The sequence below is a fragment of the Allostigmatella hybrida genome (assembly GCF_020103775.1).
GTDB classification, from domain to species: domain Bacteria; phylum Myxococcota; class Myxococcia; order Myxococcales; family Myxococcaceae; genus Hyalangium; species Hyalangium aurantiaca.
This window is the reverse complement of sequence record NZ_JAHXBH010000026.1, coordinates 16,525-32,827: the sequence shown is the minus strand read 5'-3', so window position 1 is coordinate 32,827 and position 16,303 is coordinate 16,525. Positions and strand designations below refer to the sequence as shown.

The following is a 16,303-nucleotide window of genomic DNA, read 5'->3' as shown; positions in this document are numbered from 1 at the left end:
GCTGAAACATGTGTTTCAGACGGGCTTACGGGGGCAGGGGGCTCTCGGCCATGGCGGGTAGCTCCCAGGAGAGCGCGAAGCGGTGGGTGCCTCCCGTGGCGCTGTCGAGCCACCCCGTGAGGCGCTCGCTGCCCGCGAGCAGGGGGCCCAGCTCCGTGCTCACGGCGAAGAGGGCGGCGAGCTGCTGATCCGACACGATGTCCATCAGCGAGACCTGGGAGAGCGCCGCCGCCATCCGCTTCGGATCCGCCGTGAAGTCCACCGCGCGCGGCAGCTTCGCGCCCTGCGTGGGCAGCGCGGCGAGCAGGTGCTGCACCACCGCCTCGTCATTGCCCACCACGAGCTGCGAGCCCTTCTGGCGGAGGAAGACACGGCCGCCCTTGAGCGTCAGCGCGTGGCCATCCGGCAGTACCTGGGCGCCGGGGAACTGGGCCAGGGGGGCGAGCGCGGCCTTCACCGCCGCCGCATCTTTCACCTCCGCGGCGAGCGCCTGGCGGGGCGCGAAGAAGCGCCCCTCGGGCGTGCGCAGGGAGCCCGTCACCTTCACGCTGTCCACCTGGAGCACCACCTGGCCGGTGAGCTGCGGGGTGAGGGCCCGGGTCACCGCCTCCACCTGCGCGGGCGGACAGCCGGTGCACAGTTGCTGGAGAGTGCTCCGCACGGAGTTCACGGCCTGGGACAGGCCCGCGGGCGCCACCTGGGCCCGGGAGAAGAGGAGCCCCTCGGGCTTCATCGCGCCGTAGGGGCTGGTGCCCGCGGCCTTGAAGGGGGGCAGGGGCAGCTTCGCGGCGGTGCCCTCGGCCTGGAGCCCGTTGTGCGTGCCCTGCAGGCCCACCACGTTTCCGCCCTGGAGGATGAAGACCACTCCGGGCAGCTTGCCCAGCCGCGCATCCGGCGTGGGGGCCTTGGCCATCAGCTTCACCGTGGCCTTGAGCAGGTCGTCATCGTCATAGAGCGAGGCGAAGGCACACGCCTCGGAGCCTTTGAGGACATAGCCCGCCCGGCCGGGGCCGCGAGGGGCCATCACCGTCGTCATGCCCTGTGTGGTGGCGGTCTTCAGCTCCCCCTCGGTCTTCAGGGCCTCGTCGGCCCGGGCCTGGAAGGCCTTGGGCTCGGCGAGCCGGGTGCAGGACACCTTGCCCCGCCGGACAAAGGAGACGGTGGCGGCGCCCGCCGGGTCCATGCCCACGGAGGTGAGCGTCTCGGGCCGTGAGGGGTCCACGGTGAGAAAGGGGTGCAGCTCGGCGTTCCAGTTGGCGGGCCGCATCATGACGGACTGCATGCCCGCGCGGGCCATGAAGCCGTACAGGCCCTTGAGGGCATCCAGGCGGGGAATGTGGACAACGGTGTCCGCGCTGGGCGCGGCACGGGGGGCGGGGGTTGCGGCGAGCGCGGTGGCCAGAAGGAACGGGAGCATGAGGCACCAGACAGCAGCCCGTCTCCTATACCCTGTCAAGCCGGACCGCTTCCGCTTTGGGGCGGGTTCGGGCAGGAAGACGCGATGACGACACGGGTGGGCGGTATCGAGGCTGGAGGAACCAAGTTTGTCTGCGTGGTGGGCACCGGGCCGGAGGACATCCACGCCCAGGTGCGCATCCCCACCACGACGCCGGAGGCCACGCTGGGCGCGGCCCAGGCGTTCTTCCAGGAGCAGGGCCTCCAGGGCGGGCGGCTCGGGGCGCTGGGCATCGCGTCCTTCGGTCCCCTGGACCTGCACCCGGACTCGCCCACGTATGGCTTCATCACCACCACCGCCAAGCCGGGCTGGAAGAACGTGGATGTGGTGGGCGCGTTCCGGCGGGCGCTGGACATCCCCGTAGGTTTCGACACGGACGTGAACGGGGCGGCCCTGGGCGAGGGGCGCTGGGGCGCGGCCCGGGGGCTGGACACGTTCGTCTACCTCACGGTGGGCACGGGCATCGGCGGGGGCGGCGTCATCAACCACCAGCGGATGCACGGCCTGATTCACCCGGAGATGGGCCACATCTGGCTGCCGCGCAGTCCGGACGAGGTGCCCTCGTTCCAGGGCGTGTGCCCCTACCACGGCGGGTGTTTCGAGGGCCTGGCCTCGGGGCCCGCGCTCCACCGCCGTTGGGGGGGGCAGGCCGAGACCCTGCCCGAGCACCACCCGGCCTGGGCGCTGGAGGCGCACTACATCTCGCTGGCGATCTCCAACTTCATCGCCACGCTGTCACCTCAGCGGATCATCCTGGGCGGCGGGGTGATGGAACAAAAGCACCTCTACCCGTTGGTTCGTGACGAGGTGCGTCGCCTGCTCAATGGCTATATCCAGGCGCCCTCCATCCTGGAGCGGATGGACGCGTACATCGTTCCGCCGGCGCTGGGAGGTTTGTCCGGGGCCGCGGGCGCGCTGGTCCTGGCGCAGCGCGCGCTGGAAGGGGGCGGGTGAAAACAGACCTGAAGGGTGAAAACAGACCTGATCTTTTTCTCACGAAAGGTCATCGACAAGGGCAACGGCGCTGGCCGAGAGTTCTGCAAAAAAGTGAACAGATGTCTCATCCGTTCACATGAAAGCGAGATGCCCATGTCGAGCCCGGTTCACCCCCGCCGAAAGATGCTCCAGGGAGCGTTGGCGGTGGCCGCGGTGGCGTTCAATCCCCTGAGCCGGAGCTGGGCCGCCACCGCCGAGCCGGGGACGTTGCACCTTCCGGACTTCGATGGGCAGTTGCTGCTGGATGCCGGGACGCGCGCCTCGGCGGCGGATGACTTCGGCCACATCGTCCACCGCACCCCCTGGGCCGTGCTCGTCCCGGGCTCGGTGGAGGACATCGTGAAGGGGGTCCGCTTCGCGCGGGCGCACCACCTGAAGGTGGCGGGCACCCGCGGAATCGGCGAGAGCCACAGCACCCACGGCCAGGCGCAGGTGGAGGGCGGCATCGTCATCGACATGTCCGCCCTGTCCACCATTCACGAGATTGGCGCCGCGAGCGTCTGGGTGGATGCGGGCGTGCGGTGGAATGCCTTGCTGCAAGCCACGGTGCCGCTGGGCAAGAGCCCGCCGACCCTCACCGACTACATTGATTTGAGCGTGGGCGGCACGCTGTCGGTGGGAGGCATTGGCGGCCAGGTGTTCCGCCATGGCCTGCAGGTGGACAATGTCCTGGAACTGGACGTCGTCACCGGACGGGGCGAGCTCGTGCGGTGCTCCCGCCTGATTCACCGGCCGCTGTTCGATGCCGTCCGGGGCGGGCTGGGCCAGTTCGGCATCATCGTGCGCGCGCGGATCCGGCTCGTGGCGGTGCCGCCCCGGGCCCGGACCTATACGGCCGTGTACACGGATCTGCCCCGCTTCCTGGCGGATCAGATCCTGCTCATCGAGAGTGGCCGGTTCGATTATGTCGAGGGCTCGGTCTCCATCGCCAATGGGGGCCGGAGCTTCCAGCTCGAGGCGGTGAAGTATTTCACGCCCGGCGCGGAGCCCAGCGACGCGGCCCTGCTGGCGGGGCTGTCGTATCAGCCCGGCACGCTGCAGGTGGCGGACAGCAGCTACTACGACTTCACCAACCGGCTGGCCCCGCTGATCGCGTTCCTGCAGAGCAGTGGGCTCTGGGAGTACCCGCACCCGTGGCTGGACATGTTCGTGCCGGGCACCGCGGCGGCCCCGTTCGTGAAGCAGGTGCTGGACCAGACGCCCGAGGCCGAGACGGGTGGCGGACCCATCCTCTTGTACCCTTTCCGGCTCGACAAGCTCACGGCCCCGTTCGTGCGCGTGCCCCCCGGCCGGCATGCGTTCCTGTTCTCGCTGCTGCGCACCGCCGTGCCTCCCACCGAGGAGAACGTGGCGGCGCTGGTGGCCAAGAATCAGCTCTTCGTGGAGCAGCTCATGCGGGTGGGCGGGCGGCGGTATGCCATCGGCTCCGCGCCCCCGGGCCCTGGGGGCTGGCGCGAGCACTTCGAGCCGCTGTGGCCCGCCTTCCAGGCGGCCAAGGTGCTCTTCGACCCGGACAACGTCCTCACGCCGGGCCAGCGCATCTTCTGAGCGGCTTCAGTGCCTGGGGGTAACGCCGCGCACGGTGTGCACCGCGGCGTCCACCTCGGCGAGGATGCGCCGGGCGTGGCTCAGGAAGGCCTCGCCCGCGGGCAGCAGGCGCATGCCCCGTGCCGTCCGCTCGAAGAGCGGCGTGCCGAGCTCATCCTCCAGCGCGAGGATGTGGCGGCTCAAGGGCGGTTGGGTGAGGTGCAGCCGGCGGGCGGCCCGGCCCACGTGGCCTTCCTCGGCCACTGCGACGAAGGACTGGATGTGCGTGAGACTCACGGTGCGTGAGTCTACCGCATCCCGTGTGGTGGGCGTTATGCCAAGACAGCATTGGACGCTCCCCGAACCCGGGTGCCACCTTGCCCGCCATGGGCATTCCATTGCTGAAGGGCACCGAAATCGATCGCCTCCGCCTGGCGGGGCAGGCGGCGGCGGGCACGCTGGCACACATCGCCTCGCGCCTGACCGCGGGCATCTCCACGGCGGACATCGATGCGTGGGTGAGGGAGGACACGGCGCGGCGCGGGGGCACGCCCAGCCAGCTGGGCTACAAGGGCTTCCCCGCCACGGTGTGCACCAGCCGCAATCAGGTGGTCTGCCACGGCATCCCCCGGCCGGACGAGCGCCTGGCGCCCGGGGACATCGTCAACGTGGACGTGACGACGTGTCTGAATGGGTTCCATGGGGACACCTCCGCCACGTTCTTCATTGGCGAGGTGTCGCCAGAGGCCCGGCACGTGGTGGACGTGGCTCGGCGGTGCAGGGACGCGGGCATCGCGGTGGTGCGGCATGGCGCGAAGCTGGGGGACATTGGCGCCGCCATCCAGGAACTGGCCCACGCGGAGGGGTGCAGCGTGGTGGAGGAGTTCGGAGGCCATGGCATCGGCCGCAGCATGCACGGGCCGCCGCATGTGCCCCACGTGGGGCGCAAGGGCACGGGCATCACCCTGCGCTCGGGCATGGTGCTCACCGTCGAGCCCATGGTGAACCTGGGACGCCCCGAGATCCGCCTCCTGCCGGATGGGTGGACGGTGGTGACGGCAGACGGCAGCCTCTCGGCCCAGTTCGAGCACACCGTGGTCGTCACGCGCGAGGGCTGTGAGGTGCTTACCCCCGTGTGTCCGCCCGTCGTCTAGGCGCTCACAAACTGGGCTCCACACCACGTTTCCCGCTCGATGTTGCCGGACACCCGCTAGACCTCTTCGAATCTTGTGCCTGTGGCCCCCATGCGCTCCAATGCGTCCTTGATTTCCCCGGAGATGATCAGCGGGCCCGTCCATCCCTCGCACCGCAACACTTTGGCGCTGCCCACCTTGGCCTTGTCGATGTGCAGTTCGTACATGATGGAATACCGCCTGAGCCTGTGAAGCACTCCCTCCTCGGGTGTCCAACGATCGAACTGGGAAGCATTTTCGTCGATGCAGTTGATGAGGCGTGTGGCCACGAGGATGAGGTACTGATCCGATTGGCCCTCCACGTCTATAGGGATGAGTTGCGCATCATCCGGGGCCAGTTCTGCGAACATGGACGCGACCCGGACATGGACCACCGGGATCATGATGCCGGCCTCCGTGTAGTCCAGCGGCTTGCCCGCAACCTCGACGGGGATTCTCAAACGGCCCGTGGTGGAGACGGGAAGCCCAAGCCTGAACTGCCCGTCATCCACTTTGACGCCCTGGCGGTCCCTGGGCATCGCCAGATGCCAGCGGTGCGGGACGTTCACATCGTCGGAGAGTCTGAAGAAACGGTGGGACATGGACTCCACTTAGCGCGGTTGCTACCGGGTGACGAGTTGGTTCAGTTTTGTTCCCGGGGTGGCGATCTGCTTGGCCAGTCTGCGGAGTTCGTCGGTCAGGGCCGCGCGGCACTCGACGACGCTGCGACAGGTCGCCGTTGCATCGCTGAGCGCGTCCATGACGATCTGGTGATACCGCTCTGGGTGTGGTCCGTAATGCCCCGGCAGAGGCATCTTGTTCGCCGGGTCCTCCATCGACATGCCCGCCTTGGCGAAGATCTCCCGGAACCTCGGCGTCCACGGGCCACCGCGCTTGGTGTCCTTGTCGTTGCAGATGGTGGCGATGTGGTGCGTCTCGACGCAGGGGCCTTTACCGCGACTGGGACGTGCCGCCATGGCCACCGCGTTTGCGGGAAGCGTGATGCTGACGCCCTCGGCACTGACTGCGATCTCCTCCACCGTCCCCAGCGCGGGCAGCCAGATTCCTGCCTCACCCTCGGCCTGCATGGCCACCTGTGCTGAACCGGGCAGCGTCGGCACCTTCGCCGCGAACCGTTGCACCGTCGCGCCAATGGCCGCCACCAGCAGTAGGGCGAATGCGCGCGCGGACTCTCGCCCGATGGTCCTCCCGAAGCGCTCGCCTGCCTCACGGATCTCCTCGAAGGTGGTGGCGACCTTCGCCGTCCCAGTCAACTCGGCCCAGCCCTACCTGCCATGGCGGAGAACGCGTCTTCTTCCGCTGCCCGCGGCTTGGCTGTGGCGCACGGGTGAACACCCTCGGCGTGGGGATGTGGCTGGGCTGGGGCTGCTCTAAATGCCTGCGCTGGCGAGGCAGGAATAAGCATTGCACTGAGCTGGCACCAGTAGTTAACGGAGGCGACGCTCATGCCTAGCAATTTCATCGAAATCACGAGCTGGTACGGGCGCTGTCGAATATATGATTTTCATTATTCGAAGGATGAGCCAGACGAAGCACGCGAGCACCGTGGCTATCACCGACGCTACCTCCAGGCGTGTGACGCTGCATGGGCGCCCGTTCATCGTGCAGATCGAGAACAGATGATGAAGGAGGGTGCGGAGTTACTGGAGCACGGGTTAAATTTCTCCGAACGAATACATGGCGCGGAGCTCCAGCTGGAGGCGTTGTTCCATGACCACCAATCCGCGGTACTGCTTGGGCTCGAGTCGCGACGTTCGTTCTTCGAACTCGTTACATACTTGGACACGAGCGGCAGGCTTGATGGAAGGTACGAGAAGGACGTCGCCGACGAACTGAGCCATCGGTATTCGAACCGGCCGCGACGGTGAGCGGGCCATCGCATAGTCTCTGTTGCGGTAGACGGACTTCAGCTTGCGTAGGGGGGATGTAGGGCCGGCATCGTAGCAAGGTCTGCCGCGAGACTTCTCAAGTCCCTCTTGGGCCCCATCTCTCGGTTGGCGCACATGGCCCGGATGCTCGCTTTGGCGCACCACCTCCAAGGTGCCATCGACCGGGGCTCGTGCCGAACCGAGCCATGGTGGCTTGGCGGCTGGGCTGACACGAGAGCGGGTGACGCAGTTGCTCGACCTGTTGCTGCTCGCGCTAGACCTCCAAGTTGCCGTCCTGGCGCTCGAAGCCGCCGTCGGCGCCGAACCGATGGCCAATCGGACGCTCCGCGCCGCTGCGCACGCCGGGACGTGGGTCGAGCAGCGGGCAGCGTGGGGGACGCTTACACGTCGATCGTGATCGTCGCTTCGGCCTCGACCCGCAGCTTGATGGCCGCGTAGACACCCGGCCCAAACACGGAGACGACGAGCGAGAAATTCATTTCCTGCGTCCGCAGCGGCTTGCGCTGGTCCCACCAGCCAAGTACCGGGACGATCGCGATGAGCTTGTCGCCGACTAGCTCAGACATCTTCCCGCGCCAGCGGTCGCTCTGGACGGTACCTCGGCTTCGAGCCTGGATGCCGACGTCCCAGTCGAACGACTTGGTCTTATTGGGCTTCACGCGCTTGCCGTCGGCGCCCAGCGTGCGCTTCAGCACGTTGATGCGCTGAAGGAACGCGTCGTTTGACTCCTGCGGGCCCTGCATGTCCCACTTCAGATCGAGCCCGTGGTACGTGCGCCGGCCGAACTTGTTGGGCTCGGCAAAGTACGAGAGCGTCACGCGCAGCTCGACGTCGGGGTCGAAGACGCTCAGTAGACTCTCGGGCAGCGGCAGCCGGTAGAGCTTCGTCTTGCGGCGAACCTTCGGTTCCGTCGCCTTCGTCGTGGCCTTCTTGGGCGGCGTCTTCTTCGGCTCCTCCTCGATGACCGCGTTCGGCATCCTGTCCTCGACGACGATCGTCGCGACACCTTGCGCGCATTCCGAGGCGAGCCGTTCGTTCGGTACGCCATAGCCACAGGCTTGGAGCCGGTCGCTCAGGCCGGGGAAGTCCTTGAGCATTGCTTTCGACCAGCTTGCGGAGTGGACGATCAATCCGCGCACGGTCTCGGGATGAAGCTTCGGCTCAAGCGTCCAAATGCGAGCGGCGAGATGCGCAGCGCGCGCGCTGGCCTCGCTGGTCATCGACATCAGCCCCATCGGGCGCCCATGCGCGTGACGATGGCTCGTCGTGAGCGCCGACAACGTGGGCACGGTCGGGTCGGTGAGCGTGCCGGAGATCGCCAGGTTGCCCCCCTCGAGCACCACGTCGGGCTTGATGGGCCACTCGTTCCCGACGAGGCCGGTGCTGGTGTACGGCGAGATCCCGCCCAGCTTTGTCGCAACAACACGGGCCTCGGCGTAGTCCTTGTCGTTCGGCAACTCGACGCGCGCAGTGAACGCACCAACGGTGAGCGCATTGGAGGCCTGTGCAGGCTGGTGAATCTTCTCCGAGAGCTGTAGCTGCGGGTGTAGCTCCGCAAGCTTGAGCCACTGGTTATCACGCGCGTTGCCTGCCGAAACGATCATCAGTCGACCGTGCCCGTCGCGGAACGAGAGCTGGTCAACCGCCTGACTCCAAAGCGTCGGCGCGAGCCCTTCGAGCGGCGGGTCCTGCATCGTCCGTGTGATCGCGAGCACGAAAGCGCGGTTTCGTATCCGAGCGTCGGCTTCTTCTGCGGAGCGAACAGCGCGCTCCGTGAGCACCGGCCACTTCTCGTAGTTCTCATCGGCAGCGGTGCCGTAGCCCGGCGCGATCAGGAGGCGACTGCTCTGCAGCCAGTGCTGAGCCTCGGCGCTTCCGCGTTCTATGGCTGCGCCGACGTCGTGGTACAGCGCCAAGCCCGCCATCTTCGTGCCGTGGCCGTAGGTGTCCTCAGGCGACGGGATCTCAGGACCGGCTGTCGTCGCGGTAAGGATCGCCGACTTGAGGAGCGGGTGCCCGGTGGCGATGCCCGTGTCCAGCACCACGACTGACGGCGCATCTTCGTGTGGTTGGACGAGTGCAAATTCGGCGAGGTCTTTCATCGACACGTCGTCGAGCAGCTTGAGATCGCGCAGCGGCTGTGGAGCCAGCTCGACCTCATAGATGCAGTCGGTCGCGGCGCGAAGCGCATCGAGCTGGGCGCGGGTCACGCGCACAAAGAAGTAGACTTGCTCGGGGCCAAGGAACTCGTCGAGCTTCTGGTTCACTCCGAGGCGGTGGAGTTGCCGAGCAATCTGTGCCCGACTCCTGGTTGTGTCGTCGACGGGGTTGCGATAGCCGCCACGGCAGCCGATCTCGAACCAGAACGGGCGATCGTCGGGCAGCGCATCAGCACGAAGCTGCGCACCGCCGAGGTCCTTGAGCTCCGCGAGGCCAATGCTCCCCACCGGTGCGATCGCTCGCTCCTTGTCCCGGTGGGTTGTGACCGTCCCATCCTTTGTGGTCTTCGTCTCCACCTTCGCGTCGTCAGCGAACGCGTCGAGCTTCTTCCGCAGGTACTCGAGATCCGCGTTGGCAACGTCGAGAACCACAGTGCCCTCTGGCATTACGCCGACAAGCCGAGCATCACTACGGGCGTCGTCGAGCTGGTCTAGGGCAAGCTGCGCATTGGCGGCAGGTCGCACGGCGACGATCTCGCGCTTCGCCAGTTCGTCACGCGCAGTTTCGGCGCGAGCCTTCACCTGCTGCGTGATGGCATCGAGCTGTTGCAGGAGGGTCGTTCGGTGCGTCTTCGGATCGAGCGACGGCATCTTGGGCGGCGTGCCGCCGCCCTGTGGCGCTTCGTAGGTGTCCACCGAGGTGATTCGTCCTCGGAGAAGGGGGAGCCGCTTGTCGGCCATTTGATTAGCTCCTGACCGGTACGTTGCGTCGCTTTAGCTCCTCCAACGCCAGGACAACATCACGCTCGGAGATCTCTTCGCGATCATCGAGCGCCATCGTACGCACCGCATCATCACAGGCGCGAGCCACGTCCGCAAAGCTCCAGCCCTCGGCATGCCCGGCGAGCTGCTCGGCGGCCTCCGAAATGAGCCCCACGGTTGAGAGCCGGAGCTTCAGGAGGTCGGCGAGCTGCTCGCGCGAGGGCTTGTCGAACGGCACGATCACGTCGAAGCGACGGAACACGGCGCGGTCCAAGAGCTCGACGTGATTCGTCGCGGCGACGAGGATGCTGCCGCTCATGTCGGCGTCGACGAGCTGAAGGAACGCCGTGACGACGCGGTTCATCTCGCCAACGTCCTGCGAGTCGCCACGCGCCTTTGCCACCGAGTCGAACTCGTCGAACAAGTACACGCCCGGCCGGCGAGGCATCTCCGAGAAGATCGCTCGGAGCTGCACTGCCGTCGCGCCAAGGAATCGCGAGAAGAGCGCGTCGAAGCGCACCGTCATCAGCGGAAGCCCCATCTCGCCCGCGAGCACAGCCGCAGCGAGGGTTTTTCCGCATCCTGGCGGACCGTGGAAGAGCAAGCGACGGCGCGGCGAAACGCCGAACCGCTCGAGCCGTGCACGCGACCGGTTCTCGGAGATCACCCGCAAGAGCGTCTCGTGAGTCTCGGGGCGCAAGACGATGTCGCGGAGGCGCTCGTCGCGGTGACCACCCTCAAGCATGTCCGCGAGCTCGCCGCGGGGCGTAGCGATGTCGACGACGGGTCCCTGCTTGCGAATGCTCGTTGCCGGCATCTTCGCGATGATCGACCGGATCTCCTCGGCGACGCGCACGTGGCCGGCGCTGCTCTCGGCCGCCGCAAGCTGCAGCGCCGCCTTGCGGAACGACGACTCGTCGCCCTCGGCGTGAGACTGCAGCAGCAGCTTGAGGATGTCGGCCTTCATGACGCTGATTCGGATCCCGAGAAGATCTGCCTCCGTAGTTCCAGAACTTGGCGGCGAGGGTACAGCCGGTAGCCGTTCATCGGGTGACGTTTCGCCCGCAGTTTGCCGGCCTTGTCCCACCGCCGGAGGGTCTGCTCGCTCACGTGGAGGACCTCGGCGGCCGCCTTGATGGTCAGGACCTCATCGTCGCCACTGTCGGTTGCGCCCACTGGCCAAGCTTAGACAACCTTGATCATGGGGACAAGCTTCTGTCTGTCGGCGTTCAGCTGTACGGCCGGATGCATGCTCGCGCGCAGGCCCAAGTAGCTCGGGAATGGAGACTCGAATCTTTGACCTAATGGTACCCGTGCCTGTGGAGAAGTCAGCTCCGCGAGGCCTCAGACAGTACCATTCAAAAAAAAGCGGACGCCACGTGTAGCGACGCCCGCTTCTTGGAATCAGCGCGCGTGGCGCTCACGCCGTCCCAGGACTGCGGCCAATGCTGCCAGGAAGGCGGCCAGCGCTTCCTGGATGGCGCGTGAACGGAAGGTCCTCAGGAACCAGTCCATGGTGAAGTCCCCCTACGCCGCTGCCAGCTGCACCTGGGCTTGGTCCGCGATGGCGGTGAGTGCCAGGTGCTTCAGGCTGGCCGCGCTACCCATCCAGATGGACTCAAGGCGGGCAGCGCCAGCGGACTTGCCCTTGGTGGCCCGGATACCCTTGTGGTGGTCGGCGTACTCGCTGAACGCCTGGAGCGCTCCCCAGGCGGTACTGCGGATGGGCCCTTCGATGCCAGTGCCGGAATGGAACAGTTCGATGACCTTGCCGCGAGCCGTGAGCAGCTTCGGGTGCTCGGCGTCGTCCTGCGGAAGCGGCAGCACGAGGTTGAGCACGTTGCGCAACTGGTGCTCGCTGAAGCGCGTCATCGTCAGGTGGTTGGCCAGTGCGGCGAAGTGCTCGTAGCGCGCGGCTTCTCCACCCGCTTGGCTCACGGCTCGGGCGGCCCCCGTCGGCGGCCCTCCTCGGCACCTCCGCTCCAGCCCTCACCCTCCACATGGCCTCTATCTCCTCGCCTATACGCTCACCACATTCGCTCTGGCTGAAGAGCCGGGCGCGTAGTCAAGGAATGACATCCACGCTCGCGGTGTGAGCATGGGACAGCCACGGTGGGCAACGCCCATCGGTCTGTCTTGTCTCAATTCCTCCCAGAAATACCTCTCTTTGTGTAGGTAGAGTCCCAGCGCTTGGACATCCAGGCCGGGCCGCTTGGCGGGGAGGGGGAGGAAGGTGGCGCCCCGTCTTCTCTATAGAGGGGGCACCGTGAACCGATGGGTCTGGGTCTTTATAAGTCTCGTAGGGGTCGTCTCGGCGGCAGAGGCGGGAGAGAACGCGCCCGCCCTGGAAAACATCTGCCTCCACACGCCGGTGGTGCAGGTGGCGCCCACGGGGCGCTTTGGCTTCACCTTCCTTCACCGCTTCACCTTCGAGCAGGCGCTCACCCCTGGCGGCCCCTCCGGCCCGGAGGGCGGCGTCATGGAGCTCTCCTCGGACCGGGGCCAGACGTGGGAAGACATCGGCGCCACCGCGTTGCCGGGCTACAACACGACGATCTCCGCAGGGGAAGCGAACCCTCTGCAGGACCGGCGCGCCTATGGTGACGTGAGCGAGGGATATCCCTCTTGGATACCCGTGACCGTCGACCTGGGGACGGCGTACCAGGGGCAGACCGTGTGGGTGCGCTTCCGCGTCAGCTCCGAGGATGACACGGCCCTCTGCGGCTGGGACATCGACGCGCTCCACTTCGAGGGCATCACGGAAAAAGCCGTGAACCAGCCGCCCGTGGCCCAGGCGGGCGAGGACGCGGCCGTGCTCGAGCTCTCCTCTTTGGAACTGGACGGCACGCTGTCCTCGGATCCCGACGGAGATGCGCTGACATACTTGTGGACGCAGACCTATCACTCATCCCTTGATCTGATCGGCGCCACGACCGCAAAGCCTATCCTCCATGCACCGAGTACAAGCTATGAGCAGTATGTCGTGTATACCGTCACGGTGAGCGATGGCGAATTCACTGCCTCGGACAAAGTGACTGTCATTGTCCGGAACCACCCGGGCTCCCCTGTCGCCATCATCGCGGATCCGGAACCGGAGGAAGTGTCGGCGGGGCAACTGGTGACGCTGGACGGCAGCGAATCAATGGATCCGGATGGCGATCCGCTGACGTTCTCGTGGGTGCAGTTAGCCGGCCCGCAGGAAGAACTCACCGGAGCCAACACGGCCCAGATCACCTTCACGGCTCCCACGGCTTACACCCCCTTCACGCTTCTCCGCTTCCAGCTCACGGTGAGCGACGGGACAACCCTCAGCGAAGGGGCCATCACGAGCATCACCGTGCGCCTGAACCGGCCGCCGATCATCAGCGCGGGCAATGACCTGTTCGTCGAGGAAGGCAGCACCGTCCTCCTGTTTGACTCAGGAGGGTATGATCCGGACGGAACACGGTTGATGTATCAGTGGACACAGACGGTGGGGCCCCCTGCGCGGATCAACCCCACCGGTCATCCACAGCCTTACATCTTCTTCCTGCCAGAGGTCACAGAGACCACGGTGTTCACGTTCATGCTCACGGCGAGCGACGGTGTCAACACCGTCTCGGACTCGATGAACATCACGGTCAAGAACCGGAATCTCGGGCCCGTGGCCAACGAGGGGGCCGCCTCGGGCACGGTGAACGTCACTGTCCGCGACGTGAACCGGGAGCCCACGGCCCACGCGGGTGAAGACCAGACGGTGGCTGAGCACTCGACGGTCGTGCTGGACGGCAGCGGGACGGATCCAGACGGAGATGCGCTGACCTATGCGTGGACCCAGACGGCGGGACCCACGGTGGCACTCAGCAGCGCCACGGCCGAGAAGCCCTCGTTCCAAGCGCCGCACGTGCGGCAGGACACCGTGCTGACCTTCACGCTGACGGTGACAGACGTGAAGGGGGAAGGAACCTTCCCGGCGTCGTTCCGCCGCTCCAGGCCGCAGGGAATGGAGGCAACGGCGCTGAGCGCCGAAGACACCGTGTCGATCACGGTGACGGAGAAGCAGCACCCAGAAGACCCCGGGGGCGGCTGTGGCTGCTCGTCGGGGCGCTCGGCCGCGGGCCCGCTGATGCCGCTGCTGCTGCTGGGGGGCGCGCTGCTGAGCCGCCGGCGACGCTCCCCGATGTCCCCTCTGCCCGAGTGACCCTCGGAGGGAAACGCGCGTGAGGAGGGGACCTTTCCCCTCCTCCCTCGAAACATTTCCCGGACACTCCCGAGAATGAAGACACGGCCCTCCGCGCCGAGTGCCTTCGTCCACGGGAAGCCCTCTCTATGCCGCCTGTCACCCGCGCTTCGCCGGGTTCACTCCGAGCCGCCCCCAGCCCTGCGCCGTCCCTGCCTGCCCGCGACCGCTACTTCACAGGTTTCAAGCAAGGCGGAACTGGCAACTGCGTGAGCGTTGCCGCCATCAAGGCGGCGATGGCCAAGTTCGGCCCTGACCAGGTCTTCAAGAGCGTGAAGCGCTCCGGTCAGGGCTACGACGTCACGATGCGCGATGGCGTGAAGGTGCGGGTCAGTGACGCGGAACTGGCCACCGCCAGCCGCCTCTCTCGCATTTCCGGGCGTGACCCCAAGCTGGTCCGCGATGCGGTGTTGATGTACGCGGCGATGGCCAACCGCGCTCAGCTCGAAGGGAACGACGGCCGGAAGAACATGTCGTTCGAGCGGGCGTGCCAATCCTTGAATGATGGGGAGAGCTACCTGGAGGGGCCTCGCTGGCTGGGGCTCCAGAAGCACGTCCGGAAGATCAACCCCAACGACATCCACCGCTACACGGCCGTGGTCGGTGCCTCGAGCCGCCACGCGGTCTTCGCCTCGGACGGGTTCGTCGACCATTACGGGAAGAAGCGGCCCAGCACGACGCGCAGCGGCCTGGAAATTGAAGGCTACGGCAGGGCCCTGCGCGGCGCCTACGCCCTGGTCTGAGCCCCGCGGACCACGGGGCCCCTTCCAGGACGCGCTGTTACCGGCTCATTCTGCTTGGAGGCGAGCGAGGTGGGGTGCGGCCTGCCCGGTACGTGGAGCGGGACTTCGCCCGGTCGGCAAGGGGGCGGCGGTAGCGCACCCGAGCGCACAGCGCGGTATATGTGCCTATCCCCTGGGTGCTGAGGTACCGTTGGCGCCATGTCCAACGGCTTCATCTGGTCCAGCGCGGACGAACCGCACGCCGCGCGGCGGCGCGAGCTGCTTCGCACGCATCCCGAGATCAAGGAACTCTACGGCCCGTGCTCGCGCACGAAGTACGTCTGCACGCTGCTCGTCGGGCTGCAGCTGTCGCTCGCCTTCCTGCTGCGTGACGCGCCCTGGTGGCTGATTGTTCTGGTCGCCTATGCGGTGGGCGGAGTGATCAACCAGGCGCTACTCCTGGCCATTCACGAGATCTCTCACAATCTTGCGTTCCGCAAGCCCTGGCACAATCGCGTGTTCGGCGTCTTCATCAATCTGCCCGTGGGTGTGCCGGTCTCAGAAACATTCCGCTACTACCACCTGCGCCATCACAGCCATCAGGGTGACGAGCGGCTCGACACGGATATACCGACGGAGTTCGAGGCGCGCTTGCTGCGCCATCGCGTCAGCAAACTGCTCTGGCTCTCTTGCCAAGGCTTTGCCTACGCGCTCCGCCCGCTGTTCGTGGATCCCAAGAAGCCGGCAGCTTCTGAGATCGCGAACCTCCTCGTGCAGGTCGCGTTCAGCGTGGCCGTGTTCCATTTCTGGGGCGGCAAAGCGCTTGCCTACCTGCCGATCAGTTCACTGATCGTCATGGGGCTCCATCCCATTGCCGGACACTACATCTCGGAGCACTACGTCTTCCGCGAAGGGCAGGAGACCTACTCGTACTACGGGCCGCTCAACGTGCTCGCGTTCAATGTCGGCTACCACAACGAGCACCACGACTTCCCCTACGTTCCTGGCTCGCGCCTGCCGAAGCTACGAGCGATGGCGCCGGAATTTTACGACGGTCTTATGTCGCACCGATCGTGGACGGCGACGCTTTGGAACTTCGTCATGCGCCCCAGCCTGGGCGGTTACAGCCGCATCAAGCGGCGCGTGGAGCGGCGGCGAGACTAGCGCCTAGACTCCTGCCGCTCACCTGATGGGAGGGCGGCCTGGCAAGCGTGGAGCCTCCTCGCCATGGCGCCCTCGCGCCGGGAGCCATCACTCTCGCGATACGCCAGCACCCTCGGGCAGGAGAGGACGCCGCGAGTGGACGGTGGGAACATGCTCCCCCTCCCCGTCCAACCTGGATCGTCTTCCCCTCGGGTAGCATCACATCCACTGGATGCA

13 protein-coding genes and 1 pseudogene are annotated in these 16,303 nt (G+C 66.5%); 6 read left to right on the top strand and 8 right to left on the bottom strand.

Going from position 1 to position 16,303, the window contains the following annotated elements:
- Positions 1–25 precede the first annotated feature (25 nt).
- Entirely contained in the window at positions 26–1,417 is a 1,392-nt protein-coding gene (locus KY661_RS29065; protein ID WP_225413322.1) for a hypothetical protein, read from the bottom strand.
- Positions 1,418–1,501: 84 nt separating this feature from the next.
- Here KY661_RS29065 and KY661_RS29060 point away from each other — a divergent pair, with 84 nt between their 5' ends.
- Entirely contained in the window at positions 1,502–2,410 is a 909-nt protein-coding gene (locus KY661_RS29060) for an ROK family protein (protein WP_225413321.1), read from the top strand.
- Positions 2,411–2,545: 135 nt separating this feature from the next.
- Positions 2,546–4,000 (top strand): FAD-binding protein, encoded by a 1,455-nt coding sequence (locus KY661_RS29055; RefSeq protein WP_225413320.1) that lies wholly within the window; start codon positions 2,546–2,548, stop codon positions 3,998–4,000.
- Positions 4,001–4,006: 6 nt separating this feature from the next.
- On the opposite strand, the gene KY661_RS29050 is transcribed toward KY661_RS29055, so the two are convergent.
- Positions 4,007–4,276 carry a LysR family transcriptional regulator gene (locus KY661_RS29050; RefSeq protein ID WP_225413319.1) on the bottom strand — a complete coding sequence of 90 codons (270 nt, stop codon included), beginning with the start codon at positions 4,274–4,276 and terminating at the stop codon, positions 4,007–4,009.
- Positions 4,277–4,365: 89 nt separating this feature from the next.
- Between KY661_RS29050 and map the strand changes: the two genes are divergently transcribed.
- Positions 4,366–5,133, top strand: coding sequence for a type I methionyl aminopeptidase (map, locus tag KY661_RS29045; RefSeq protein WP_225413318.1), 768 nt, complete (start codon positions 4,366–4,368; stop codon positions 5,131–5,133).
- Between the two features lie 56 nt (positions 5,134–5,189).
- Here the strand turns inward: map and KY661_RS29040 are convergent, their stop codons facing one another.
- From KY661_RS29040 to KY661_RS29015, 6 genes and pseudogenes are all read right to left on the bottom strand, one after another.
- Entirely contained in the window at positions 5,190–5,753 is a 564-nt protein-coding gene (locus KY661_RS29040) for an imm11 family protein (RefSeq protein WP_225413317.1), read from the bottom strand.
- Between the two features lie 21 nt (positions 5,754–5,774).
- A pseudogene (locus KY661_RS29035) lies at positions 5,775–6,437 on the bottom strand (AHH domain-containing protein); the annotation flags it as partial.
- Positions 6,438–7,441: 1,004 nt separating this feature from the next.
- Positions 7,442–9,961 carry a S8 family peptidase gene (locus KY661_RS29030; protein ID WP_225413315.1) on the bottom strand — a complete coding sequence of 840 codons (2,520 nt, stop codon included), beginning with the start codon at positions 9,959–9,961 and terminating at the stop codon, positions 7,442–7,444.
- A gap of 4 nt (positions 9,962–9,965) precedes the next feature.
- The gene (locus KY661_RS29025) at positions 9,966–10,949 is read right to left on the bottom strand and encodes an AAA family ATPase (protein WP_225413314.1); all 984 of its coding nucleotides are present in this window, start codon (positions 10,947–10,949) and stop codon (positions 9,966–9,968) included.
- The gene (locus KY661_RS37800; RefSeq protein WP_225413313.1) at positions 10,946–11,158 is read right to left on the bottom strand and encodes a MerR family DNA-binding transcriptional regulator; all 213 of its coding nucleotides are present in this window, start codon (positions 11,156–11,158) and stop codon (positions 10,946–10,948) included. The genes KY661_RS29025 and KY661_RS37800 overlap by 4 nt, the downstream gene beginning before the upstream one ends.
- Positions 11,159–11,509: 351 nt before the next feature.
- Positions 11,510–11,920: a DUF932 domain-containing protein gene (locus KY661_RS29015; protein WP_225413312.1), complete on the bottom strand. Its 411-nt coding sequence runs from the start codon at positions 11,918–11,920 to the stop codon at positions 11,510–11,512.
- Positions 11,921–12,248: 328 nt separating this feature from the next.
- On the opposite strand from KY661_RS29015, the gene KY661_RS29010 reads away from it, so the two are divergent.
- The 3 genes from KY661_RS29010 to KY661_RS29000 all read left to right on the top strand — a co-directional run bounded on the left by KY661_RS29010 (position 12,249) and on the right by KY661_RS29000 (position 16,087).
- Positions 12,249–14,162: a PKD domain-containing protein gene (locus KY661_RS29010; protein ID WP_225413311.1), complete on the top strand. Its 1,914-nt coding sequence runs from the start codon at positions 12,249–12,251 to the stop codon at positions 14,160–14,162.
- Positions 14,163–14,410: 248 nt separating this feature from the next.
- Entirely contained in the window at positions 14,411–14,944 is a 534-nt protein-coding gene (locus KY661_RS29005) for a hypothetical protein (RefSeq protein WP_225413310.1), read from the top strand.
- A gap of 198 nt (positions 14,945–15,142) precedes the next feature.
- Positions 15,143–16,087 (top strand): fatty acid desaturase, encoded by a 945-nt coding sequence (locus KY661_RS29000; protein WP_225413309.1) that lies wholly within the window; start codon positions 15,143–15,145, stop codon positions 16,085–16,087.
- The last annotated feature ends 216 nt before the right edge of the window (positions 16,088–16,303 follow it).